The organism is Rhodococcus sp. ACS1 (assembly GCF_002300155.1).
In the GTDB taxonomy this organism is placed as follows: domain Bacteria; phylum Actinomycetota; class Actinomycetes; order Mycobacteriales; family Mycobacteriaceae; genus Rhodococcus_F; species Rhodococcus_F koreensis.
Window position 1 is genome coordinate 616824 of record NZ_NSDZ01000004.1, and the last position, 23905, is coordinate 640728.

General features: G+C 64.6%; 19 protein-coding genes and 1 pseudogene. 10 read left to right on the forward strand and 10 right to left on the reverse strand.

Going from position 1 to position 23905, the window contains the following annotated elements:
- Nucleotides 1–80: 80 nt before the first annotated feature.
- Entirely contained in the window at nt 81–1592 is a 1512-nt protein-coding gene (locus CJ179_RS15160; RefSeq protein WP_072937063.1) for an aldehyde dehydrogenase family protein, read from the reverse strand.
- A gap of 323 nt (nt 1593–1915) precedes the next feature.
- On the opposite strand from CJ179_RS15160, the gene CJ179_RS15165 reads away from it, so the two are divergent.
- Both CJ179_RS15165 and CJ179_RS15170 read left to right on the forward strand, forming a co-directional pair.
- Nucleotides 1916–2605 carry a GntR family transcriptional regulator gene (locus tag CJ179_RS15165; RefSeq protein ID WP_095862107.1) on the forward strand — a complete coding sequence of 230 codons (690 nt, stop codon included), beginning with the start codon at nt 1916–1918 and terminating at the stop codon, nt 2603–2605.
- 428 nt (nt 2606–3033) lie between these two features.
- Nucleotides 3034–4398 carry an MFS transporter gene (locus tag CJ179_RS15170; protein WP_072937062.1) on the forward strand — a complete coding sequence of 455 codons (1365 nt, stop codon included), beginning with the start codon at nt 3034–3036 and terminating at the stop codon, nt 4396–4398.
- Nucleotides 4399–4633: 235 nt separating this feature from the next.
- Here CJ179_RS15170 and yddG read toward each other — a convergent pair whose 3' ends face one another.
- From yddG to CJ179_RS15185, 3 genes are all read right to left on the reverse strand, one after another.
- The gene (yddG, locus tag CJ179_RS15175) at nt 4634–5692 is read right to left on the reverse strand and encodes an aromatic amino acid DMT transporter YddG (protein ID WP_095862697.1); all 1059 of its coding nucleotides are present in this window, start codon (nt 5690–5692) and stop codon (nt 4634–4636) included.
- A 342-nt stretch (nt 5693–6034) separates the two neighbouring features.
- On the reverse strand, nt 6035–6955 hold the full coding sequence (locus tag CJ179_RS15180) for a polysaccharide deacetylase (protein WP_072937065.1): 921 nt from the start codon (nt 6953–6955) through the stop codon (nt 6035–6037).
- A gap of 68 nt (nt 6956–7023) precedes the next feature.
- On the reverse strand, nt 7024–7914 hold the full coding sequence (locus CJ179_RS15185; RefSeq protein ID WP_095862698.1) for a carbon-nitrogen hydrolase family protein: 891 nt from the start codon (nt 7912–7914) through the stop codon (nt 7024–7026).
- A 125-nt stretch (nt 7915–8039) separates the two neighbouring features.
- Between CJ179_RS15185 and CJ179_RS15190 the strand changes: the two genes are divergently transcribed.
- The 7 genes from CJ179_RS15190 to CJ179_RS15220 all read left to right on the forward strand — a co-directional run bounded on the left by CJ179_RS15190 (nt 8040) and on the right by CJ179_RS15220 (nt 15952).
- The gene (locus CJ179_RS15190; RefSeq protein ID WP_095862108.1) at nt 8040–9629 is read left to right on the forward strand and encodes a GAF domain-containing protein; all 1590 of its coding nucleotides are present in this window, start codon (nt 8040–8042) and stop codon (nt 9627–9629) included.
- A gap of 5 nt (nt 9630–9634) precedes the next feature.
- On the forward strand, nt 9635–10273 hold the full coding sequence (locus CJ179_RS15195) for a response regulator transcription factor (RefSeq protein WP_179377594.1): 639 nt from the start codon (nt 9635–9637) through the stop codon (nt 10271–10273).
- Between the two features lie 98 nt (nt 10274–10371).
- Nucleotides 10372–10968: a TetR/AcrR family transcriptional regulator gene (locus CJ179_RS15200; protein ID WP_095862110.1), complete on the forward strand. Its 597-nt coding sequence runs from the start codon at nt 10372–10374 to the stop codon at nt 10966–10968.
- 234 nt (nt 10969–11202) lie between these two features.
- The gene (locus tag CJ179_RS15205; protein WP_095862111.1) at nt 11203–12828 is read left to right on the forward strand and encodes a class I adenylate-forming enzyme family protein; all 1626 of its coding nucleotides are present in this window, start codon (nt 11203–11205) and stop codon (nt 12826–12828) included.
- A gap of 12 nt (nt 12829–12840) precedes the next feature.
- On the forward strand, nt 12841–13719 hold the full coding sequence (locus CJ179_RS15210) for an SDR family oxidoreductase (RefSeq protein WP_095862112.1): 879 nt from the start codon (nt 12841–12843) through the stop codon (nt 13717–13719).
- 21 nt (nt 13720–13740) lie between these two features.
- The gene (locus CJ179_RS15215; protein WP_095862113.1) at nt 13741–14565 is read left to right on the forward strand and encodes an enoyl-CoA hydratase/isomerase family protein; all 825 of its coding nucleotides are present in this window, start codon (nt 13741–13743) and stop codon (nt 14563–14565) included.
- Between the two features lie 226 nt (nt 14566–14791).
- Nucleotides 14792–15952: an acyl-CoA dehydrogenase family protein gene (locus tag CJ179_RS15220; RefSeq protein WP_095862114.1), complete on the forward strand. Its 1161-nt coding sequence runs from the start codon at nt 14792–14794 to the stop codon at nt 15950–15952.
- Between the two features lie 210 nt (nt 15953–16162).
- On the opposite strand, the pseudogene CJ179_RS52160 reads toward CJ179_RS15220, so the two are convergent.
- The 6 genes and pseudogenes from CJ179_RS52160 to CJ179_RS15250 all read right to left on the reverse strand — a co-directional run.
- Nucleotides 16163–16443, reverse strand: a pseudogene (locus CJ179_RS52160) (HIT family protein); the annotation flags it as partial.
- Nucleotides 16444–16488: 45 nt separating this feature from the next.
- Nucleotides 16489–18138 carry an AMP-binding protein gene (locus CJ179_RS15230; protein WP_095862115.1) on the reverse strand — a complete coding sequence of 550 codons (1650 nt, stop codon included), beginning with the start codon at nt 18136–18138 and terminating at the stop codon, nt 16489–16491.
- A gap of 189 nt (nt 18139–18327) precedes the next feature.
- Nucleotides 18328–19128, reverse strand: a complete 801-nt coding sequence (locus tag CJ179_RS15235; protein ID WP_095862116.1) for an SDR family NAD(P)-dependent oxidoreductase — start codon at nt 19126–19128, stop codon at nt 18328–18330.
- Complete coding sequence (locus CJ179_RS15240; protein ID WP_072937074.1) at nt 19125–20102, reverse strand: acyl-CoA dehydratase activase; 978 nt, start codon at nt 20100–20102, stop codon at nt 19125–19127. The genes CJ179_RS15235 and CJ179_RS15240 overlap by 4 nt, the downstream gene beginning before the upstream one ends.
- Nucleotides 20103–21443 (reverse strand): 2-hydroxyacyl-CoA dehydratase subunit D, encoded by a 1341-nt coding sequence (locus CJ179_RS15245; RefSeq protein WP_072937075.1) that lies wholly within the window; start codon nt 21441–21443, stop codon nt 20103–20105.
- 28 nt (nt 21444–21471) lie between these two features.
- Complete coding sequence (locus CJ179_RS15250; protein WP_072937076.1) at nt 21472–22644, reverse strand: 2-hydroxyacyl-CoA dehydratase subunit D; 1173 nt, start codon at nt 22642–22644, stop codon at nt 21472–21474.
- Between the two features lie 161 nt (nt 22645–22805).
- Here CJ179_RS15250 and CJ179_RS15255 point away from each other — a divergent pair, with 161 nt between their 5' ends.
- On the forward strand, nt 22806–23903 hold the full coding sequence (locus CJ179_RS15255; protein WP_072937077.1) for a CaiB/BaiF CoA-transferase family protein: 1098 nt from the start codon (nt 22806–22808) through the stop codon (nt 23901–23903).
- Nucleotides 23904–23905 lie beyond the last annotated feature (2 nt).

Below are 23905 nucleotides of genomic sequence, written 5' to 3' on the forward strand. Positions count from 1 at the left end.
GCCGCCCATACGGATGACCGTATGGGCGGCATGGCAGGACTCGATCGGCACCGTCGACGTCGGTTCGTGGTGCGATCGAATCAGCGACTGTGGTTGTGCATGACGTGCTTGGTGCGGGAGTAGTCGTCGAGGGCGTAGATCGACAGGTCGCGGCCGTAACCGGAACCCTTGAATCCACCCCACGGGACCTCGTTGGCCAGCACCAGGTGTGAATTGACCCAGACGGTACCGGAATCCAGCCGCGCAGCGATGTCGTGACTGCGGCGCGCGTTCTCGGTCCAGACCGAAGCGGACAGGCCGACGGGTACGTCGTTGGCGCGGCGCACGGCCTCGTCCTCGTCGGTGAAGGTCTCGACGGTGACGACGGGTCCGAAGATCTCCTCACGGGAGCACTCGGCGCCGTCGGGGACGTCGACGAGCACCGTCGGTGCCACGAAGTAGCCGGTACCGGCCAGTGCCGTTCCGCCGATGGCGACCCGGATGCCCTGCTGGGCGGCGCGATCGAGGTATCCGACGACGCGATCGAAATGAGCCTTGGAGACCAGGGGCCCGATCTCGATGTCGTCCCCGGAGCCGGGTTCGCCGATGGCGAGTTCGCGGACCTGAGCGACGAAGAGTTCGACGAACTTGTCGGCGACCGACTCGTGGACCAGGACGCGGCACGCCGCGCCGCATTCCTGCCCGGAATTCCAGAAGCTCGCGACCCGCAGCGATTCAGCTGCCTCCTCGAGGTTGGCGTCGGCGAAGATCACGACCGGCGCCTTGCCGCCGAGTTCGAGGTGGACCCGCTTGAGGGTCTCGGCGGCGCCGCGGGCGACGGCGCGGCCACTGCCCACCGACCCGGTGAGGGCGATCATGTCCACGTCCGGGTGCTCGGCGAGCCGGGCGCCGACGACCGAGCCGCGGCCTGTGACCACGTTCAGCACCCCGGCGGGCAGCAGGTCGGCGACGAGTTCGGCGAACTTCAGGGTTGTCAGCGGGGTCTGCTCCGACGGCTTGATCACCAGGGTGTTGCCGGCTGCGAGGATGGGGGCGATCTTCCAGGCGGCCATCAGCAGGGGGTAGTTCCACGGGGTGACCACTCCGACCACTCCGAGGGGTTCGCGCAGGATCACCGACAGGTGGTTCTCGACGTAGTCGCCGGCGGCCATGGACGTGGTCGCGCGCAGAGCGCCGGCCATGAAGCGGAAGGTGTCGATGGTGCCGTCGACGTCGTCACGGGAGACGGCCAGGGGCTTTCCTGCGTTCGCGGATTCGAGCCGGGCGAGCAGGTCGGCGTTGGCTGCGAGCCGGTCGGCGATCTTGTGCAGCACCTCCGACCGCTCCTTGGGTACCACGCGTGCCCAGGCTTCCGCGGCCGCTGCGGCGGCGCTCACCGCACGGTCGACGTCCGCGGTGGTGCCCTGCGGGATCTGGGCGATGACGTTCTCCGCGCTGGGGTCGATCACATCGAACACGTCGCCGGGAGCAGCATCGTCGAAGGCGCCGTCGACGAAATGCGAGGTAGGGGGAAGATCGGCCGCCGTGATCAGCGGCGCCGAGCCGGGTGCACGGCGTACCGTCACGTCCTCGACGGGAGTAGAGATGGACATCAGAGGTACCTCCATGATCGTGGAACTCGAGCTGCAGGCCCGGTCCGTTGTGGATCCCGGGCCGATTACGGCGGGCATGAATAGTGCGGGTGCAATGGCGTGTATTCGGGGATCGCCTGAGGTGGGCGTGCTGCTGCGGCGTCTGCGTCTCGCACCAGACTAAAATGTAATCACAGATCACACAAGGGTGAGGCTGTTTTCGGTCGCCCGAAAACACCCGGAAGCGCCATGTGCTGTTGCTGCTCCGACAGCGCGTATTACCGATCGGAGGTCGCCGGCCGCCGGGGGAGGTCCGATCGCCGGTTAATATGTGATCTGTGGTCATGTCCAAGCGCGCCGAGCCGACACTTCTGACCGATCAGGTCTACTCGATGATTCACGAGTCGATCATGAACGGTGATCTGCCTGCCGGTGCCCGCCTGCGCGTGCGTGATCTCGCCGAGCAGGTGGGAACCAGCGTGATGCCGGTGCGCGAGGCGATCCGCCGACTCGAGGAAGCCGGCCTGGCCGAACGCGTGCCCCACCGGGGGGCGGTGGTCAAAGGCCTGACCCTCGCCGAGTTGGTGCACGTCTACGATGTGCGCCGGCTGCTCGAGGTGGAGGCCGCCCGGCTCGGTGCACAGCGGATCAGCGCCGAGGACTGCGACCGGATGCAGGCCGAGTTCACGCTGATGCGCGCCGCCGTCGACGAGGGACGCGTGGTCGCCCTTCTCGACCACGACGAGGCCCTGTTGTCGATCCTGTACGAGGCCGCCGCGAATCCTGTTCTTCTGCAGACGATCCGCAACCTGTGGAACCACTGCCGGGCCTACAAGATCGTGGGCGCGCAGGGAAGCCTGGACTCCGGGGGAGACGACCCGCTGTGGCGATTCCAGGAGCGCCTCGTTGCTGCTGCCCGGGATCGCTCGGGTGAATCCGCGGCCGCGGTCAACGAGGAATCGCTCCTCGACGCGACCGACCGCATCAAAGCGCTCCTGGCGACCGAGCAGGCCGCGTCGGCACACGCCGGCTAGCGCGAAACACACCTCTACGCCGTCGGCGCGAATCGCCGTCGAGCAGTGCACCCTCGGGCCGGTATGACCCCCGAGTAACCACGGCCGGAAGGTCGCGCCGCCGAAGATGGTGGGCCCGCGGCCGGGTGAGCGATCGGCTGTCCCGCTGTGTCATCGGGGTGGAAGCACGCCCGGGGGTTGTGTGATCTGTGATTACATATTATTGTTCTGTGACGAGACGCACATCACACCAGCGGGTGCGGGAAGTAGTGAACGAAGCCAGCTCGTATCGCCGGGTCGCCGGCACGGCCTCGGATCGAGAATCACGTGTTCTCGAATCGCTATGTGTCTCAACAGGAATTGAATCAACATCCGACCACCTCGATATCGCCACCGAGGAATGCCGCATCAGGTCCGGGTCGGCACAGTATGTCAACAAGGAGTCCGAGATGACGACGACCAACCCGTTGGACGACGCGCCACTGTCCACATTTCACAAGAAGTTAGCGGTGTTCTCCTCGGGAGGGCCGTTCCTCGACGGTTACGCCCTCTCGATCATCGGTGTCGCGATGGTGCAGATCTCGGGCCAGTGGAACCTGTCGTCGGCCGAACAGGGCCTGATCGCCGCGTCCACGCTGATCGGCATCCTGCTCGGCGCCTTTGCAGGCGGTTGGCTGACCGACCGCTTCGGCCGGGAGGTCCTGTTCACCCTCGACCTGGTTGCGATCATCGCCTGCTCCGTGGCGCAGTTCTTCGTGGAGGGCGTCGTCTGGTTGATTGTTCTGAGGCTGCTCCTGGGCATGGCCGTGGGTGCGGACTACCCGATCGCCACGTCACTGATGACGGAGTTCGCGCCGCGTAAGTATCGTGGTCCGTTGCTGGGTGCCTTCGTCACCATGTGGTTCGTCGGCGCGGCGGCAGCGTACGTCGTCGGCGAGGTCCTGGCGCGAACCGCCGGAGACGACGCGTGGCGTTGGATGCTCGCCAGTGCCGCATTCCCCGCAGTATTGATCGTCGTGGCCCGGGTCGGCACACCGGAGTCGCCCAGGTGGCTGGTCAGCAAGGGGAAGATCGACAAGGCCAACGAAGTACTGCTCAAGGTCTACGGTCCCGGTGTCACCGTCGCCGACCTTCCTGCGGACGAAGAGACCAACGTCGGCGTCAAGGAACTCCTCCGCTCCGGCTACGGCAAGCGGATGGCCTTCATCACCCTCTTCTGGACCTGCTCGGTGGTTCCGTTGTTCGCCGTCTATGCCTTCGCCCCGGCCATCCTCGGTGCCCTCAAACTCGAGGGCGACGCCGCACACATCGGATCCGCCGCCATCACCATCCTGTTCATGGTCGGTTGTGTCTTCGCGCTGTTGCTGGTCAACCGGATGGGCCGGCGCCCGCTGCTGATCCACAGCTTCGTGTGGTCGGGTCTGGCCCTGCTGCTGCTGGGAATCTTCCCCGGAGCGCCGAGCGCGATCATCATGGTTCTCTTCGCCGCCTACGCGGTCCTCATCGGCGGCTCCCAGATCCTGCAGTGGGTGTACCCGAACGAGCTGTTCCCCACCGAAGTCCGCGGTTCCGCAGTCGGATTGGCGTCCTCGCTCAGCCGCATCGGCGCTGCGATCGGCACGTTCCTGGTGCCGCTGTCCCTCAGTAGCCTCGGGATCGGCGTCACCATGCTGATCGCCGCCGGCGTCACCCTCTTCGGTGCCGTGATCTCCCAGATGTGGGCACCCGAGACCCGGGGGCTGTCCCTCTCCGAGAGCGCCGGGCTCGGCCAGACGGCCAAGTCGCCCGCCCCCGCGGAGACGATCTCCGTGTAGCAGAACCCAGGCACTATTCGAGAACCGTGTCCTTCGCTTCGAAGGACACGGTTCTCGTGTGTCTCATGGACTTTCCCGGCAGCGCCGAACCGTACAGGCCGGCACTCGACCGGCGAACGCTTGCTGCGGGATTCGGTGTCTCTGCGGTGGCAGACATATGGCACCACTCCGACGGTGAACTTGCGAGCAGTCGGGAAGGCCTATCGCTTCGCCCTGACGTAAAGGTCAGCGACAGTCAGTGGGTGTCGATCGCGTCGGCTTCGTGCTTGCGCCGGCGAATTTCCAGCGCGCTCGGGCCTCGCGACGAGTGACGTCGACCGCTGACGCGCACTGACGCACGATCCCGCGGTCGTTTCTCTGTGACGGTGCTGTCGGACGTCGCCGGTGCTGGAGGAGTAATTTCGCCGGCCTTCTTCGGTTCGCGCGTTGCGACCCAGCACACCGTTGCTCCGACGCACACGATCGCGGTACCGACCCAGAAGGTGACTCCGAGCGCGGTAGCCAACATCAGCGAAGAGAACGCAGCCGACAGTACCGGTGTGAAGTAGGAAGCGGCAGCGAGCAAGGTCATGTTTCCGTGAAGAATGCCCACATTCCACAGGGCATAGCCGAAGCCGATGGCGCATGCCGCTACCAGTGTCGCTACCACCCCGGTCAGCGTCAGGTGGAGGGGTTCGGTGTCACTGAACAGGTACAGGACCCAGAACGATGCTGCGGTAAGCATGAAGAACGGAGTAATCCCGTTGTTGCCCTTGGCGAACAGCTTTGTCACGGTGCAATACGCGGACCAGATGACGGCACCCAGGAGTGCGAGGGCGTAACTGAGGGGATTCGTGCGAATGTTCTCGATGGTCCCGGGCAGGTCGAGTCCGGCGTCACCGCCGAGGACCAGTGCGATCCCGGCAATGGACAACCCGATGCCGGGGATGAACAAGAGCGAGGATCTCTGACCGGTGAACAGGATGGCGAACAGGACTGTCAGGCACGGCCACAGGTAGTTCACGATGCCGACCTCGATCGCCTGGCGCGCGTCGGTTGCCAGTCCGATCGCGAGAGCGAAGCACACTTCGTATCCGGCGAACATCAGCGCACCGGTCAGCAGATAGACGCGGTTGAACTCGCGAAGTTTGGGCCACCCGACGGTGAGGAACAACAAAACGGAGCAGCACGTGTAGATCATGGCCGCGCCGCCGATGGCGCCGAGACTCTCGGTGACCAGTCGGATCATGCCGACCATGGTGCTCCACAACACAATCGCTGCCAGGCCGGCCAAGGTTGCGTTCCGGCCAGTCATCGCCACTCTTGCCAAGATGATCCTCCTTCGTGCTGAGCTCAGGGATTGTCGAACCCGAACACCGTGACGTGCAGGCGAGGAGGGAGTTCGTCCCGCGGCACACCTGAGAGGTCTGTGGATCGAGTTGTCGTGGGCACCACGAATCGGCGTACATCGGCGCGAGGGAACCCGACCGTTACGCGATTCTTACCTGAATGTAATCTGTGATCACAAAATTGACAAGGTGACGTGCGCCGCAGTGGTCGGTAGGCGTGCAACCTGCAGGAATGATCAGCGGTGGCCATCACGGGAACGCCGTGTGGCCCGCTCGGGGAGCGGGCCACACGGAACTCTCGGTCGGAATCAGAAGTCGGGGTAGTAGCTCGGACGCGGCGCCGTGGTCCGGATGTCGGGAAGCTCCATGTTCCGCTTGTCCTCCTCGTCATCGACCCAGCAGTCGGCGATCTCGTCGGTGGTCGCGAACCAGACACCGTCGTGGGACACCATGTGCTCGATCAGCTTCTGGTACCACATCATGTGATGGGCCTGGCCGACGATCTGCGGATGCACACACGAGACGAACGCGGCACCCTCGACGTTCTGATAGCCGTAGTCGAAGATGTCGCGCCAGCGTTCGAAGACGGTACGACTGTCCTGCTGGCCGGCCTGTACTCCGGTGATGCAGGCGAGTGGCGGGAAGTCGTCGAGGTACCAGCTGACCGGCAGTTCGAGGACGTGGCTCGCCTTGCCGGGCTTGTTGCCGTTCTCCCAGTCGATGGCCCACCGCTGCGGACGGTATGCCTCGAGGTCGCGGCCCATCAGGGAGGAGTCGTACTTGAACCCCATCTTCTCGACGATGTCCAGGGTGTTGTCGGAGTAGTCCCAGTACGGCGAGCGGTACCCCGTCGGACGAACACCGAGTTGCTTGTCGAAGGTGGCGAAGGCACGCTCGACCAGCTCCTCCTCGGTCCCGGCATCGATCAGGGTGGGGTTCTCGTGGAAATACCCGTGGTGGCCGAACTCGTGACCCTTCTCGGCGATCTGTTCACATTCCTTCGTGAACGTGTCGACGGTGTGCCCGGGCGTGAACCAGGTGGTCTTGATGTCGTAGCGGGCGTAGAGATCGAGTAGGCGCGGGACGCCGACCTTGGCGCCGAACTCGCCGCGCGACATGAAGGACGGGCTGGGTTTGTTGAACCCGCCCAGCCAGAGTGACTGTGCGTCGAAGTCGGTTCCGAGATTGACTGCAATCTTCTTGCCCGCGGGCAGTTCGAGATGACCCATTGTCGCTTCTCCTGATATCGGTTGCGTGCTTGTGGTGGGGTGAGGCTCGTCGAGATCGGCGGAGCGTCCTAGCCGAGCTGGCGTGCGGTGGTGTGGGAGGGCCAGCGGCGGTAGGACTCCACGCGCCGGCGGCGATCCTGGAACGTGGTCGCGGCACCGTCGAGACGGTTCTGGCGCAGGACATCGAGATCGACGACGCCTGTGACGACATTCTCGGTGTTCGCTACGGGCGCTTGCGCCACGACCCCGGAGGGGGTCCACGGGAGGTCGCAGGGCGAGAGAATCGAACTCTGGGTCCACCCGCTGGGGATGGGGCCACCGGGTGCGCCGCCGGTGGCGCAGTGCGCGAAGTAGACCTGGTTCTCGATGGCGCGGGCCTGCGCGCAGTGCCGCACCCGCCAGTACCCGTACTCGGTGAAGGTGTACGACGGACAGAGAATTATCTCCGCGCCCTGTTCGGCGAGCGACGACGCACATTCGGGAATTTCGGTCTCGTAGCAGACGTTGAAACCGACCGTGGCGAACGGAAGTTCGAAGACGTCCATGTCGTCGCCCTCCCTCGTCGACCAATCCGCCTCCGCAGGAAAGATATGCGTCTTGCGGTGCTCGTACTGTTCCCCGTCGGGGCCGAAAATGTATGCGATGTTGTAGTATCCGTCTTCGCGATATTCCAGGTGCGATCCCGCCGCGATGAATTGATTGCGCTTGCGCGCTTCCGAGCTGAACAAAGAACGGTATTCCCGGGTGTAATCACCGATACGCGTCAATTCGGTGACCGGATCGTCTTGCCACGAATCGGCGATGGTGAACAACTCCAGCGTGAACAACTCCGGGAAGAGAACCAGGTCGCTGCCGGCCGCCTGGTCGAGGAGTCTCCGTGAATGGTCGGCGAACTCGTCGAAACTACTCACCGGACGGATCGCGAAGCTCGCGGCGGAAATTGTGATCGAATCTGACATGAACCCTGCCTCGGTTGTGACGACCATTACGGATGCATTCACGCTAACGACGAACGCGCCGTAAGGCGGCTAGACCTGGGCTAGCCATATGGCTAGCGACGCAAATCTCCGTAGTATTCGATGACATGGTCGGTCTCCCGGAAGATTCGCCTCGGTGGAAGCTCTCGATGCTCGCGGAGGAGCTCGCCGAGCCGCTGCGGCTTCTCCGTGTCTCGATGAAGGCGCGCGAGGCCGTCATCATCTACGCACCGAGTGGCGGGCCCCTGCGGGTGATTGCATCGGAGCCGTTGGGTGGCTCGGTGTTCACGTCGGAGGAACCCGTGCGCAGCAACATCCAGTGGTCACCTGTCGCGGCCACGGCCCGGCACGTGCGGCTCACGTCGTTGATGCGCCCGGTCTCACTCGATTTCGACCGTGCACTGATCCTCCCGTTCGCGGACGGTCACGGGCACGGCGAGGTGATCCTGGGGTCGGCGGCCGCACTGGACGCGGAGACGCTCGCGACAGTCCGGCGATTTGCTCGGGATATCGACGCGCTCCGTACTCGTGTCCACGAGACCAGGCATCGCGACCTCGACCGTGCCTACCGGGTTGTCGCGCGCGCGGCAACGTCCGACGTCTCACTGGACCGCGTTTTCGACATCACTCTCGCCGCCGCGCGCAATCTGCTCGAAGGAGATGTCGCGTATCTGTCGTTGCCGGTCGATGACAATTACTTCGTCTTTACTCGAACGCTGGGGATCAACACCGACCCGTTCCGTGATCTCCGGGTCGGGTCGGGCGAGGGGCTCGGCGGGGCGGCGCGTGAGACCGGGCACCCCATTCGTTCGCTGAACTACGAGGAAGATCGCAACCTTCGCGCCGCCATGCGCGAGGAGACGCGTGGCGAGGGAATCAACTCGGCACTGGCGGTTCCCGTCCGTGACGGCGGCAACGTCGAGGCGGTGCTCTACGTCGCGAGCCGGCGGCCGCGCGCGTACAGCGAAGACGACGAACGCGTACTGGCGGATTTCGCGAACGCGGCACTGCTGGGTCTGGACCGGTCCAATCTGGACGAGAGCCGGCGGGAGGTCGTTCGAGACCAGGAACGTGCCCGGCTCGCGCAATCACTCCACGACGATCTGGTACGCCGGTTGACCCAGATCGGTTTCGCGGCAGAGGAACTCGAATACCAGTCGACCGGTGACAGTCGATCGCGTGCAGCGTCCATCAGCGCGAGTGTCGACGAGTGCATGTCGTTGGTGCGTGACGAACTGCGTCACCTCCTGCAGAGCGAACGGGCGAGTGAGTGCACCCTCGAAGACGTCGCGGAGCGAGTGTTCGCTGTGCCGAGTGTGTCGGGCATGAGCCGAACTGCCGACTTCTCGTCGGGCGGTGTCAGCGGGGCGGGCATGCACGTGCGGGTGCCTGCAGACATCGGCGAGGCGATGTGCAAGGTGGGCCAGGAAGCTGTCTTCAACGCCGAGAATCATTCGAAGGGAGACCGATGTTCGATGTCCTTCGAGGTCCACCCCGGGGTGTGCGTCATGTCGGTGAGCGATGACGGTCGATCCTTCGACGCACACGAACCCTTCGAGGGCCACTACGGAATCGAGTTCATGAAACGTGAAGCGCGCAAGGTCGGCGGCGAGGTGAGGTTCGATCGCACCCCGTCGGGAGGACTGTCCGTCACGGCCAGCTTCCCGATCGGCTCCGATCAGGCGGTATCAAGTTGAGCGACGTGCCGGAACCGCGCCGGATCGGTGTCTTCTCGATCGACGACCACGAGATAGTCCACGCCGGCCTCGAGCGGTTGGCGGAGAGGGAACCCGACTTCGTCTTCCTCGGAGCAGCGGCAAGTGTCGCGAGCGCGGAGAAGGACGCCCTGCGCTGCTCCCCGGATATCGTCATGCTGGACCTCTTCATCGGCGAAGAGCAGGGGTGGTCGTTGTGCCGCGACCTACTCGCCGCCTCGCCCACCACCAAAGTGGTGTTCTACACCGGATACGGCAATGCCCAACTCGTGGACCGGGCAATGCTGTTGGGCGCATCGGGATACATCCTCAAAGCGGCGAGCATGTCGGCGCTCCCGGACATGCTGAGAACAGTCGTCCGCTCCGGCCAGTACATCGATCCCGCACTCCTGAAGGAGTGGGTGGACGCACGCCGGGTAACCACCGAGAAACCGGCGTTCAGCGAGCGCGAGCTCTCGATCGTGACCATGATCGCCGCCGGGCTGGACAACTACGCCATCGCGGAGCGCATGAACCTCACGTTCCACACGGTGAAATTCCACATCGGGAAGATGCTCAAGAAGACCGGAGAATCCAACCGCGCCGGGCTGGTTCGCTACGCCAAGGAGCGGTTCCTCATCGAGTAGCGTTGCAGGTAGGGGGCCGGGCAGTGTCGACGGGCTCACGGTCATATGCTTCGAGTGCACTGTTCCGACGATCGAGGAATCTGGAAGAGCTGGAGTCGATGACCGAAATTGAACCGTTCGCACGGCGCCGCGATCCTGACCGTAAGGAGAAGATCCTTGCGGCGGCGGCGGAACTGGTTGCGGAGCGTGGGTTCCACGCGGTGTCGATGGCAGACATCGGCGCCCAGGTCGGAATCAGTGGAGCCGCGGTCTATCGGCACTTCGACAACAAGGCCACACTCCTGTTGGCGCTGTTCGATCGGTCTCTCGATGGTCTGCTTCGCGAGGAGAGTGCAATTGTCGACCGTCGGGAAGCCATCCCCGATGCTCTGCGGGCTCTCATCGACCGGCAGGTCGACTTCGTGGTCGACGAGCGAGAGTTCGCACGTGTCTACTACCGGGAAGTCGAGCACCTCTCTCCCGACGACCAGGTTCGTCTGCGGCGCAAGCAGCGGCAGTACGTGGAGGAGTGGGTGCACGTGGTGCGTGAACTCGACCCAGCGCTCGACGAGTCCTCTGCTCGTGTTCTCGTCCATGCCACGATCGGCGCGATCCAATCGGCGCTCGTCCACAACGTCGGTATGCCGGACGATCGCCTGAAGGCGATGCTCCGCCGAGCGGCATGCGCCGTCGTCGGTCTCCCCATGGAGCCGTGACCCCTGGCGGCGATTGTTAACGCTAATTAACTTGTAGGTGTGACAGCGGCCGAATTGCCCGGTCGACGGTCACTACCCGCCTGTCTACGCACGCCTCGTACCTCTCGTTGACGTCAGAAATCGCCTCATGTACGAGGCGCTCCGAAGTGACCCCTTTTGGTCCGATAGTTAATCGTGTATAACTTTTTCTACGCGGCGGATGCGAGCCGCGTCAGAGCCGAAGGGGCTTGATCAATGACTGTCAGCGCAGATCCGCGATTCGAGGACCAGGTGCGTGCCTATTACGAGGCCGGCTACTGGGATCACTCGACGCTTGTCACAGCGATCGACCATTGGGCCGAGGTCGATCCCGGCCACCCGTACATTTCCGACGGCGCCAGTACCTACAGCTACGGCGAATTCCGCAAGAGAGCATGGAATCTCGCCGCGGGACTGATCGGGCTTGGAGTGCGGCCGGGGGACCGGGTCGTCGTCCAGCTACCGAACTGGAACGAGTTCTTTTTCGTCTATGCGGCGCTCGCGCGAATCGGCGCTGTCATGGTCCCCGTGGTGTCGGTCTACCGCGAGCACGAGGTGCAGTTCATCGTCGAGAACTCCGAGGCCGTCGGCCTTGTCACCGCCGGCGAGTTCCGGGGGTTCGACCATGCGGCGATGGGGGAGAAGATCGCCGCCGCGGTCCCCGGTGTGTCTTTTCACGTGACGGCCCGTGCGGGAGACGGCGACGGCCGAGTCGACCTCGGCACGCTGCTCGCCGCCGAGCATGATACGAACACCCTCCCGCCGGTATCGGCTGCGGACGATGCACACATCATCCTCTACAGCTCCGGTACGGAGTCGCGTCCCAAAGGGTGCTTGCACACCTGGAACACCGCGTCTTTCCTGCCCAAGCAGGCGGTGCCCGTTCTCGGAATGACACGGTCGGATGTGATGTTCGTGCCCTCACCGGTGGCCCACACTCTGGGGCTCACCCTCGGTGTCATGGCCCCCACAATCGCGGGAGCCCAGGCGCATCTACTCGACATCTTCAGCCCGGTCGCTGCCCTCGAACGCATCGACGCCTACAAGTGCACGGGAACGGCCAGTCCCGCGCCGTTCATTCGAATGTTGCTCGACGCCTACGACCCGGCGGTGCACGACGTGTCCCGGCTGCGGTTCTGGCTCACCGCGGGCGCCGCGATCCCCGCCTCGCTGGTGGGGGAAGCCCAAGAACGACTGTCAGGGTGCCGGGTGGTGAGTGCCTACGGGTCCAGTGAGGTCATGATGGCCACGGTCTGCCGGCCAGAGGACTCCATCGAGCGGATTGCGTCCTCGGACGGCGCACCGGTACCCGGTGTCGAACTGCGAATCGTCGATTTCGACGAGCAGCAGGCCGATCCCGGGGTCGACGGCGAAATCCGATACCGCGGGCCGGGCCGGATGCTCGAGTACTGGCGACGCCCGGAGCTCACGGCCGAGGGGCAGGACTCCGCAGGCTGGTGGCGGACAGGTGATCTCGGGCGGATCGATGAGCACGGTTACCTGCGGGTGACGGGCAGGATCAAGGACATCATCATCCGAGGCGGATTCAATATCAGTGCCCGTGAGGTCGAGGAGGCCCTACTGCTGCACCCGTCGATCGCGGACGTCGCCGTGGTCGGGTTGCCCGACGATGCGGTCGGAGAACGCGCGTGCGCCGTGGTCGTGGCGCGGGACGACACCCGTCTCACGATCGAGGACCTGCGCCACCATCTCGCCGACGAGCACAAGATCGCCATGTGGAAGGTCCCCGAACGCATCGAGTACGTCGGGGAATTTCCCCGCACGGCAACCGGGAAGATCCAGAAGTTTGCACTGCGCGCCAAGTACAGCGACCGCGCCTGAAGAGGAGTCACCATGCCTTACCAATCTGTTTATGCACCAGGTCTGTTCGACGGGCAGACGATCGTCGTCACCGGTGGAGGTAGCGGAATCGGGCGCTGCACCGCGCACGAACTCGCCTCGCTCGGCGCGCACGTGGCCATTGTCGGGCGCAACCAGGACAAGCTCGACCATGTGCGCCGTGAGATCACCGAGGACGGGGGATCGGTGTCGACACATGTCACCGACATCCGGGACGAGGACGGCGTCGGCGCGGTCATCGACACCATCATCGGAGATCATGGACACATCGACGGTCTGGTCAACAACGCCGGCGGCCAGTACCGGTCACCGCTCGAGGACATCTCCACCAAGGGCTTCGAAGCAGTCGTCCGCAACAACCTGACCGGCGGCTTCATCGTCATGAGAGAGGTGTTCACTCGTTCGATGTCCCAGCACGGCGGGTCGATCGTGAACATGATCGCCGACATCTGGCACGGCTGGCCCCACTTCTCCCACTCCGCGGCAGCGCGCGGTGGCATGTTCACCCTGAGCGAGAGCGCCGCCACCGAGTGGGCCGCCGCCGGCGTCCGGGTCAACACCGTCGCGCCAGGGTCGATCGCCTCGAGCGGCCTGGACACCTACGATGAGAAGGACCGCGAGTTCATTCAGAACGAGGTCACTCCCGGTATCCCGTTGCAGCGCTTCGGCACCGAAGCCGAAGTATCCGCCGCGATCGTCTACCTGCTCTCCCCGGCGTCCCGATTCGTCACCGGATCCTGCCTGCGCATCGACGGCGGCGCCCCCAACGCCCGCCGCGGCTGGTGGCAACTGCAGCCTGCTGTCCACAACGAACCCTTCGACGGATTCCACCGCTCGACGGCCCCCGAGATCCTCACCGCGGTCTCGGCCTAAATTCCTGCAAGGAGAACAATCATGTCCAAGGTCGTCTACGACAAGCGCGGTCCCGTCGCCCACATCCGGCTGAACCGCCCCGAGGTCAAGAACGCTATCGACGTCGAAACCCACGAACTGCTGCGCGCCATCTGGGCGGACTTCGCCGCCGACGACAACCTCCGCGTTGCCGTCCTCACCGGAACCGGCGACGCCTTCTGCGCCGGCGCCGACCTCAAGACTCACGTGCCGACGTGGAGCGACGGCGGCCCGATGCTCGCCCGCAACAAGCTTCCCGACGGGTTTGCCGGGGGCATTACCCGCGGACAGCACCGCATCTACAAGCCGATCGTCGCCGCGCTCAACGGCTGGGTCCTGGGCGGAGGACTCGAGCTGGCCCTGGCCTGTGACATCCGGATCGCCTCGGACAAGGCTCAGTTCGGCTCGTTCGAACTCCGCCGCGGGATGCACCCGGCAGACGGTGGGATCGTGCGGCTGGTCAACACCGCCGGTGTCGGGATCGCACTGGAGATGGAGTTGACCGGTGAGCCGATCGACGCCCAGCGCGCGCTGCATGCGAACCTGGTCTCCCGCGTCGTTCCCCACGACGACCTCGAGTCCGCGACCAACGACCTCGTGGCCAAGATCCTCCGCAACGACCAGAAAGCAATGGAATCGGCCAAGGAAACGATCTTCGAGGTCATCGGCCGACCACTCGACGACCAGCTGAAGCTCGAGGCTCTGCTCGGATACGCGCTCTGCGGCGACAACCCGGCCATCAGCGAGCGCTCCGCACAGTTCTTCGACAAGTCCGATCCAGGCCGAGCGGGCACATACGAGGTCGCACTGGAGTCGCAGACGGTATGACCCAGAGTGTGCGGGCCGGTACCTCGTAGTCGGGCCACGTGCGATCGCTCTCTCGGTAGCGCGCGATGACCTGTGCAGCCGGCTTCAACGAGAAGCCGGCTGCACGACAACAACACTCGAACGGGTCGAGAGCCGGTCGCATCGCAACCCACTGCAGTATTCCGAACGACGAGTCTCCCGCTGTTCGAACCCAACATCGAATACGAGATCGCCAGAAAGTGGAACTATGCCGACACTGTTCCCCAACTATCACAGCGCGTGGGAGACCGAGGATCACATCGCGCTGCGTAAGCACGCCGCAGAATTCTTCGCGAAGGAGGTAACCCCGCACCAGGATCGGTGGGCGGCCGACCATCAGGTCGACAGAACGTTGTGGCGAAAGGCAGGCGACGCCGGCCTATTCGGCCTCGAAATCGGCGAGGATTACGGCGGGGGCGGTGGTCATTTCGGTCATGAAGCCGTCATTCTGCAGGAGCTCGCCCACGCGCACGACACAGCCTTCGGTTTCAACATCCACTCGACAATTTGCGCGCCATACCTTTCGACCTTCGGTACAGACGAGCAGAAGAAGCGCTGGCTACCACAGGTCACGACAGGTGAGGCAGTACTGGCGGTCGCCATGACCGAGCCAGGCACCGGATCGGACTTGCAGAACATCCGCACCACCGCCATCCGCGACGGCGACAGCTACGTCGTCAACGGATCCAAGGCCTTCATCTCCAACGGCTCCCACTGCGACCTGCTGATCATCGTCGCCAAGACCGACCCGAGCCTCGACGCGAAGGGCGTCTCACTGCTTGTCGCCGAAACCGCCGACCTACCCGGCTTCGAGCGCGGCCGAATCCTGCACAAGATCGGACAGCACGGCCAAGACACTCGGGAATTGTCCTTCACCGACATGCGGGTTCCGGCAGCAAACCTCCTCGGTGGTGAGGAAGGACAAGGATTCACCCAGCTGATGCGACTACTGCCCCGCGAACGCCTGAGCATCGCCATCAGCGGCATCGCGATGGCAGAGGCCGCCGTCCTCACTACCCTTGACTACGTAAAGGACCGCAAGGTCTTCGGATCGCGAGTCCTCGACTTCCAGAACACTCAGTTCGTACTGGCAGAGTGCACATCAGAGATACTCGCGGGCAAAACCCTGGTCGACTACTGCATCGAGCAGTACCTCGCAGGAGCACTCGATGCGGCTACCGCCTCGATGGCCAAACTGTGGGTCTCGGACAAGCAGTGTGACATCATCGACCGCTGCCTACAGATGTTCGGAGGATACGGCTACATCATCGAGTACCCGATCGCCCGTATGTATGCTGCTGCCCGTGTGCAGAAGATCTACGGCGGCACCAACGAAATCATGAAGACACTGATCGCCCGTACCCTCTGATCGCCGGACCACGGAGATACGACACAGATGACGAACGGTATGGCACGAGGGCCCCACAACCCAGGACCTCAGCGGCCTCACCTGGCAGAAGGTAGCAACCGGCCCAATCGATGCCCCTGCGCCCTTGACAAACCGGCGTAGATATCAGGTGGCGACCCACTGGGTGGAGCTACCGTGTCAGCGGTAGGCGGTCAGGGAGAACGAATTTCCTTATGCTGCGACGGTGTCTGTGTGGCCGAGGTCGCGGAGGCTCGTCCTGAGCTTGGTTGCCGCCTCGTTGAGGGACTCCGGTTAGGGGTTCGGCTTGGCGTTGCTGATGTTGAAGTCGTCCAGGTCGTATGCAGGGAAGACATGGACGTGCAAGTGGGAGACCTCGAGCCCCGCTATCAGCAGGCCCGCGCGGGGTGCGTCGAATGCAGGCCGGACGGCCTGCATTCGACGATGCGGGCAACGTTCATTACCTTCGCCCACCGTTCGCCGTCGACGTCCTCGTCCTTCCACTCTCCAGAAAGGGCAGGTATGGCGAAGCTGTGTTCTCAGTTGTTCGAGAGTTGCTCCGGCACAGACCTATTGTCGAGGCGTGCAGCCGTGAGCGCTCCGGACGCAATTTCCTGCTGCACACGGAATTTCTGGATCTTCCCGGACGGTGTCATGGGGAGTGTGTCGGTGAAGTACCACAGCGACGGCGTCTTGTGGGCGGCGATTCGGTCGCGACACCAGGCTTTCAATTCGGTCGGGTCGGGTGGATTGGCGGGGTCCGCCGGTCGTACGACGGCGCCGATCTGCTCGCCCCATCGGGTGTCCGGAACCCCGACGATCGCAACTTCGGCCACGTCGTCGTGGCGGAACAGCAGTTCTTCGATTTCGCGCGGATAGATGTTCAGGCCGCCTCGAATGATCATGTCCTTGAGGCGGCCGGTGATGCGGAGGAAGCCTCGTTCGTCCATCGTCGCGAGATCACCCATGTGCAGCCATCCGTCGGCGTCGATGGTGGCGGCGGTTTCGTCCGGCATCTCGGAATAGCCGAGCATCGTCTGGTAGCCGCGACAGCATATTTCACCCTGTTCACCGATCGGGACAATCTCCTGGGAGACGGGGTCGATGATCTTCACTTCCAGTTCCGGCAGCGGCTGTCCCACCGTGGTGGCCTGATCGGCCGGATCGTCGGTGACTCGGGTCTGGCTGATGACGCCGTGCATCTCGCTCTGCCCGAACAGGATCGTGACTTGGCAGTCGAGTTCGTCGAGCACCCGTTCGACGAGTGCCTGGGGAACTGCTGCCGCACCGGACAGTACGGTGTGGAGGCTCGACAGGTCGCGTGTTCCGCGGTCCGGGTGCTCGAGAAGCGCGATGAGCATCGTCGGAACCATCAGCGAGTGCGTTCCGCGGTAGGCCTCGAGCATCTCGAGCATGAGCGCGGCGTCGAAGCCGGGTAGCACCACATAGGTCCCGTGTGCCGCGAACGTCCCGAGTTCGGTGACGGCACCGCCCCCGATGTGGTACATCGGCATTGCGTTGACGCAGACGACGTGGTCCACCAGCCCGGCCCGCTCGAACACGAACGTGGCTTCGTTGACGATTCCTTTGTGATGCAGGAGTGCACCTTTGGGGAAACCGGTGGTTCCGGAGGTGTATTGAATCTGCACGGGGGCGGTGGGTGCGACAGCGGGAAACTTCATTGCCGGATCGCCGGTCGCGATGAAGGACCGCCACTCGCTGGGTGCGATCACCATGCGGAGTTCGGGGAGCGACGGCCGTACTTCCGCCAGAAGTGCCGTGAGGTCCGCGCCGCGATAGGTATCCCGGTAGAAGAGTCCGACCGAGCGGGACTGGCGGAGGATGTACTCGAGTTCGTGGGCGCGGTAAGCGGGGTTCACGCCCACCACCACCATCCCGGCCATCGCGATCGCTTGCTGGAGGATTACCCACTCTGCACTGTTGGGCGCCCAGATTGCGATCCGGTCTCCGGGCGCGAAGTGGGCCAGCAGTGCTCTGGCTACCATCTCGGTGTCGGCGAGGAGTTGACGGTAGGTCCACTCTCGCCGATCGGCTGGATCGGGAGTTCCGTCGACCAGGGCGAGGCGGTCGGGTTCCGCCGACGCGGCCTCTCGCAGCAGGTCGCCGACGGTGATGTCGCGGACGCCTGAGCTCGGTGTCGCCGGCCAGAGAGACTTTTCGAGGGGCATGATGCAATCCTGCCTTCGGACTGTGCGGGGTGGGGGGAGTTGGTGGAGCGAGAGGTGCTCGTGACGAGGAAGCCGGAGTCGGCTGTGAGGCGGTGTCTCAGTCACCACGCAATGTAATACATATGTGGAGCTGATCGCTATGAATCCGTCAAAATAGTGTGGACGAGCTGAGGCGCGGCACTCGATCCCTCACCCTGCCGAGATGCCACCATTCGGGCTGACCGCTTGCCCGGTGATCCGACGGGCCTGAGGGCTGCACAGAAACAACACGAGGTCCGCCACGTCGACCGGCTCGGCGACCCCCAGTGACGCCAGTCCGGCGGCCTTCGCGAAGAGCTTGGCGCTGAACGGCTCGGCCATGACCCGGTCGTAGGCGCCGGTGTCCCGGATGAGCGACGGCGTCACCGCGTTGACGCGGATGCCGTCGCGCTTGGCCTCCATCGCAAGGGTTTTGGAGAACATCACGATGGCCGCCATGGCCGCGCCGATGACGGATTCTCCCGGGGTCGGATGTTTCGCCGCGTCGGAAGCTATGTTCACGATCGCGCCGCCGTGCTTCGCCCGCATGTGTGGAAGTACGGTTCGGCACATATTGATCGGGCCGAGCGCCTGCTGCAGCAGGATAGCGGGCACATCTTCGGGGAGCGTGTCGTGAAACAGCTGGGGCGTGAACGCGCTGACCGTGCTGTTGATCAGGATGTCGGCCGGTCCCAGCGAGGCCGACAGTTCCTCGGTCACCCGCGCGGCCTCGGCGGGGTCGTTCACATCGCCCGCCGCGAAGAAGGCCCAGACACCGGAAGCGAGTGTTCGAATCTCCGCCGCTGCCTTCTCGCCGCGTTCGGTGTTGCGGCCGACCAGACCGATGCGCTGGGTGCCGGCCCGGACCAACTGGCGGGCGACCTGCAGGCCTACTCCGCTCGTCCCACCCACGATGTAGACGGTCGCCTCGGACAGGTCCGGTACCCAGACTTCGGGTGTGTCTGTTGTCATCGGATGTTCCTCTGCAGTTCGAGGGGCACCGGTTCGCCGGTGCCCGAATGGGAATGGCCGGGCCTGCCGTCGCAGTCCTGGCAGTGCGGCGTTCCGCCCGACAGGCTCGCCCGGAATTGTTCTTCGGTGGCGGCGTCGGACGACGTCGGCGCCTGAGCGGTGCCCGCGTAGTCGTCGCGGGCCAGCAGTCCGGCGCCGTACGCGCCCGCGATCTGTGGCTGATCGAGTAGTTCCACCGGGTGGCCCAGCGCCCGCGAGACGTGAAGCCGGGCGGCCGGGTTCTTCGCCACTCCGCCCGTCATCACCGTCGGTGTCGCCTTGCCGACCTGTGCCACCAGTCCGAGTGTGCGCGCCGCGACCGCTTTGTGCACGGACGCGGCGATGTCCGCCTTCTCGCGGCCCTGCGCCAGTAGTGAGATCACCTCGGTCTCCGCGAACGTGGCGCACATACTGCTGACCTCGAGGCCCTCGGAACCGGCGAGCGCGAGTTCGCCGACTGCGTCGATGTCGACTTCCAGTGCCCGCGCGAGCACGTCGAAGAAGCGGCCGGTCCCGCTCGCGCACCGGTCGTTCATGGCGAACCGTTCCACGAGGCCGTCGTCGTCGACGATGATGGCCTTGCTGTCCTGTCCGCCGATGTCGATCACCAGCCGCACACCCGGGTGCAGGGCTGCGGCGCCGCGGGCGTGGCAGGTGATTTCGGTGAACGTCCGGTTCGCCCCGGGGACCAGTTTCCGCCCGTAGCCGGTGCTGATGGTCCGCCGGATGTCGGATTGCGCGACACCGGCGGCCGCCATCGCCCCGTCCATTGCGCGCGCGACCGCTTCGCGGCTCACGGCTCCCATCTGGACGACACTCGATCCGCGCAGGGCGCCGTCCTGGTCCACGACGGCGGCCTTCGCCGTGGTGGACCCGAGGTCCACGCCCATGACGAACCAACCCGGCGTTGTCTTGTCTGCGGAGGTGGCGGCCATCTAGATCACGGACTTCATCCGTTGTACGTCGATGGCCTCGAGCATCGCCTCCAGTCGACTGTCGAACAGTTCGTCGTTGTAGAACGACGCGTCGGCGACGTCGCCTTCGAAGAAGAACGACTTGACGCCGCGCTCCGTCTCGGCAGCGCGGGCGAGCATCGTCTGCGGGTTGGTCATCGCCCGGCACGTCCGCGTCGAGTGGAACGCGATCCCGTCGATCGCGTATTCGTCCAGCCGGCGGAGCAGGAGTTCCTGCAGGTTCTTCAATCCGTGGTTCAGTGGGCAGAGCAGGTAGTGCTGCGCCATGCCCAGGAGCGGGTTGTCCACGTCGATGAGCTGCGGCTCCTGCCAGAAGGATTCGTGGGTGTAGCGGCCGGCGACGACGGCGACGTCGTATTCCGCGAACTTCCGGGTGAGGAAGCCGAGCTTGTTCCAGTTCATGATGCCGTCGAAGTACACGCGGTAGCGTTCGTCCGCGACCGCGCTGACCCCGTCGGTGACCCGCTGCTGAATTTCGGCCTTCACGCCGGCGAAGTAGTCGACCAGCGCCTGATTGCCGGGCAGGAAGTTGATCGGGGCGATGCTCGCGACCCAGTCCCAGTAGGTCGCAGGCGTGGGTGCCTGCGTGCAGAGCGCCATTCCTTCGAGGCGCAGCTCGGAGGCCCGTTTGATGTAGGACATGCTCTCGCTGAGTCCATCCCAGTCGAACGGTCTCCCGGTCTGGTATTCGAGGAAGGTGATGAGCTCGCGCAGCTGCCCCTCGACGTACTTGCTCACCTCGGTCCACTCCTCGCCCCGCATGTACCCGGCGTCGGGTTTGTTGCCCCACAGCATGGGGATCGAGACGTTGAACAGCGGGAGCTTGCGATCGAATACCCGGTAGGTCATCGCGTCCCATTGCTGACCGGTGCTACATCCGGCGTAGCCGTTGACGAAGAAATCCGGGGCAGGCAGTTTGCTCGCCAGTTCCTGCTGGTCGACCATGCCGACCACGCCGGTCTCCCGGTCTGCGGCGGTTTGGTGCGTCAGCACCGCGCAGCCGAGATGTGTTCGCGCATAGGAGCAGAGCTCACCGATGTAGCCGTACTCGGCGCCGGCAGCCTGGGCGGGCCCTTCGAGGTGCTGGGCGGCCAGTCGGGCGGCGAACGCCTCGCCGTGGCACCACTCCAGGCCCGCGGCCTGGAACAGCGGGTTCAGTGCGGCGCCGTTGTACCAGACGACGTGCTTCCCGCGCTCCTTGGCGGTGAAGATGTTCTCCCAATAGTCGGCCACCAACTTGCCGCCGGCCCGCGTACTCGACAAGCGGCGGGTCTTTTCCTTGCTGATCTCTTCGATCGCCATGGCGAACTCCTCTGAGTGAAAGTCGAATTCAGGACGGGACGGGTGCGAGCTGACGGCGAATGCGCTCCACGAAGGTCTCGATCTTGGTGCGGAGTGTCTCGACGGGGTTGCCTTCGTGCTCGGTCTCGAGGAGCAGCAGCGGTATCCCGCGCGCGTCGAGCGCCTTGCGTAACTCCGGGTAGTAGAGCATGTGGGGTTCGCAGAACTTCGCCATCAAGACGACGACACCGTTCGAGCGGCTCCTCTCGAGTGAGTCGATCAGGTAGGTGTCCCAGTCGACCCCGACGGTGACCCGTGTCGGGCACGGGGCGTTGTCGTTACGGTCCAGGTACCACACCGACAGCGCCTCCAGCGGGTCGCCGTGCTCGGGTACGTCGGTCGAGATGTACCGGAAGCCGGTGTACAGGTCGTCGTCGACGACGATCACTCCGGATTCCTCGATCACATCGAGGACCTCGGGGCGCGGGGCGTGGCAGAAGTGACCGGAGAGATGCAACCGCACCAGATCGCCGGGTGCGTCGGCATTCGGATCGAGTCGGACGAGAAGACCGTTCAGGGCGGCGTTGTGTTCATCGATGTCCATCACCATGCTCGACTTCACCAATACCTGCATGTCGCTCGCGGTGATACGCGCACGGCCGGTGCGCCGCAGGTCGTAGAGTTCCCGGAGCAGGCGACGATTCGTGTTGAACAGCCGAATGCTCTCGGCGAGCGACTCGTCCGTGATCGTCGTCCCGACGACCCCCTCGATCTCGTGCTTGAGTTCGTGCACACGGCCCGCGACCCGCGGCTTGGTCCACGGATCGTCCATCGCGCTGGTGAACTGCGCGAAGTGCACCGGTTTCTCCGGCCGCGCCCAGCGGATCACGTCGACGGCGCCGAGGAGTTGCACGCAGTGATCGGCGGCGACGAAGCCGTCGAAGACGTCGAGTTCACCGACTGCGGCCTGATCGGCGACGCTCCGCGTGTAGCCGCAGTAGAACTCGGCAAGCAGGTTGCGGCCCTCCGTGATCGGGGTGCGGCTTTCCTGGACGATCACCGGCAACGCACCGGCGGCGTGCACGATCTCGGAAGGAAAGTTCATCGGAAAGGAACCGATCACGCGGTTTCCGTTCTTCGTTTTCCATGCCTGCGCGTAAGTGACCGGGTCATCGGCCGCCGCTCGCAGCGACGACATGACGGTCGGATCCAGTTCGTTCACATCCAGCCCTTCGACTTGGTGGACGGATACACCGCGGCGACTGACGAACTGCGCCGCGGCGACCTGACTTGAGATATTACGTTATTGGATAGATAGTATCCATAGTTGTCAAACATTGGTTGTGGGGAGAACCCACGCCGTCCGTTGTTCGGAGGCTCCTGATGAAACATGTGCTCGATGGATTGCGGGTCGTCGAACTCGCCGGGATCGGCCCGTCGCCCCACGCCGCGATGCAGCTCGCGGACCTCGGCGCCGAGGTCGTGCGAATCGAGCGTCCGGGGGGTGTGACGCAGTTGCTGCCCGTGGACAAGGATGCGGGACTGCGTAATCGGCGCTCGGTGAGTGCCGACCTGAAGGATCCCGCCGACCTGGCAAGGATCCTGAAGCTCGTCGACAAGGCCGACGTCCTCATCGAGGGCTACCGGCCGGGTGCGGCGGAGCGACTGGGCATCGGTCCCGACGTGTGCCGTCAGCGGAACCCTCGGCTCGTGTACGCCAGGATCACCGGGTGGGGCCAGGACGGCCCGCTCGCGCCCTATGCCGGGCACGACATCAACTACCTCGCGCTCACCGGTGCGCTGAACGCCATCGGACGGGACGGTGAGAGGCCACTCGCACCGCTCAACCTGGTCGCCGACCTGGGCGGCGGTTCGATGCCGGCGGTCACCGGCATTCTCGGCGCCCTCTACGCGAGGGAACAGACCGGTGTCGGAGACGTGGTCGATGTCGCGATGGTCGACGGGGTGAGTGCGCTCATGACGATGTTCTGGACACTCACCGAGAACGGGCTCTGGTCCGATCGGCGCGGGACCAACGTCATCGACGGCGGGGCGCCCTTCTACGACACGTACGAGTGCGCCGACGGTCGGTACATCGCGGTCGGCGCAGTCGAGCCGGTCTTCTACGCGCAGCTACTGACGGGACTCGAACTCGACCCCGCGGGTCTGCCGGACCAGTACGACGAGTCGGCATGGTCGGCGCTCCGGAAGACCTTCGCCGACGTCTTCGTCACGCGGAGCCGAGAGGAGTGGGTGCAGGCGTTCGCGCACCTCGACGCGTGCGTGACGCCGGTGCTGGCCCTCGCCGAGGTGCCGGATCACCCGCACATCGCCGCGCGCAACACGGTCGTGACCGCGTTCGGTCAGCGTCAGCCGGCGGCGGCGCCACGCTTCGCCGAGGCACCACCCGCAACCTATGCGTCGCCCCGCACACCCGGCGCCGACACCGAGGCGGTCTTCCGGGACTGGGGTGTCGAATGACG

Coding starts and splice junctions, on each gene's coding strand:
- CJ179_RS15245 (WP_072937075.1), bottom strand. CDS start 21,443: ATGGCGATCGAAGAGATCAGCAAGGAAAAGACCCGCCGCTTGTCGAGT.
- CJ179_RS15185 (WP_095862698.1), bottom strand. CDS start 7,914: ATGTCAGATTCGATCACAATTTCCGCCGCGAGCTTCGCGATCCGTCCG.
- CJ179_RS15255 (WP_072937077.1), top strand. CDS start 22,806: ATGAAACATGTGCTCGATGGATTGCGGGTCGTCGAACTCGCCGGGATC.
- CJ179_RS15220 (WP_095862114.1), top strand. CDS start 14,792: ATGCCGACACTGTTCCCCAACTATCACAGCGCGTGGGAGACCGAGGAT.
- CJ179_RS15240 (WP_072937074.1), bottom strand. CDS start 20,102: ATGGCCGCCACCTCCGCAGACAAGACAACGCCGGGTTGGTTCGTCATG.
- yddG (WP_095862697.1), bottom strand. CDS start 5,692: ATGACTGGCCGGAACGCAACCTTGGCCGGCCTGGCAGCGATTGTGTTG.
- CJ179_RS15180 (WP_072937065.1), bottom strand. CDS start 6,955: ATGGGTCATCTCGAACTGCCCGCGGGCAAGAAGATTGCAGTCAATCTC.
- CJ179_RS15200 (WP_095862110.1), top strand. CDS start 10,372: ATGACCGAAATTGAACCGTTCGCACGGCGCCGCGATCCTGACCGTAAG.
- CJ179_RS15215 (WP_095862113.1), top strand. CDS start 13,741: ATGTCCAAGGTCGTCTACGACAAGCGCGGTCCCGTCGCCCACATCCGG.
- CJ179_RS15210 (WP_095862112.1), top strand. CDS start 12,841: ATGCCTTACCAATCTGTTTATGCACCAGGTCTGTTCGACGGGCAGACG.
- CJ179_RS15235 (WP_095862116.1), bottom strand. CDS start 19,128: ATGACAACAGACACACCCGAAGTCTGGGTACCGGACCTGTCCGAGGCG.
- CJ179_RS15190 (WP_095862108.1), top strand. CDS start 8,040: ATGGTCGGTCTCCCGGAAGATTCGCCTCGGTGGAAGCTCTCGATGCTC.
- CJ179_RS15170 (WP_072937062.1), top strand. CDS start 3,034: ATGACGACGACCAACCCGTTGGACGACGCGCCACTGTCCACATTTCAC.
- CJ179_RS15160 (WP_072937063.1), bottom strand. CDS start 1,592: ATGTCCATCTCTACTCCCGTCGAGGACGTGACGGTACGCCGTGCACCC.
- CJ179_RS15205 (WP_095862111.1), top strand. CDS start 11,203: ATGACTGTCAGCGCAGATCCGCGATTCGAGGACCAGGTGCGTGCCTAT.
- CJ179_RS15230 (WP_095862115.1), bottom strand. CDS start 18,138: ATGCCCCTCGAAAAGTCTCTCTGGCCGGCGACACCGAGCTCAGGCGTC.
- CJ179_RS15165 (WP_095862107.1), top strand. CDS start 1,916: ATGTCCAAGCGCGCCGAGCCGACACTTCTGACCGATCAGGTCTACTCG.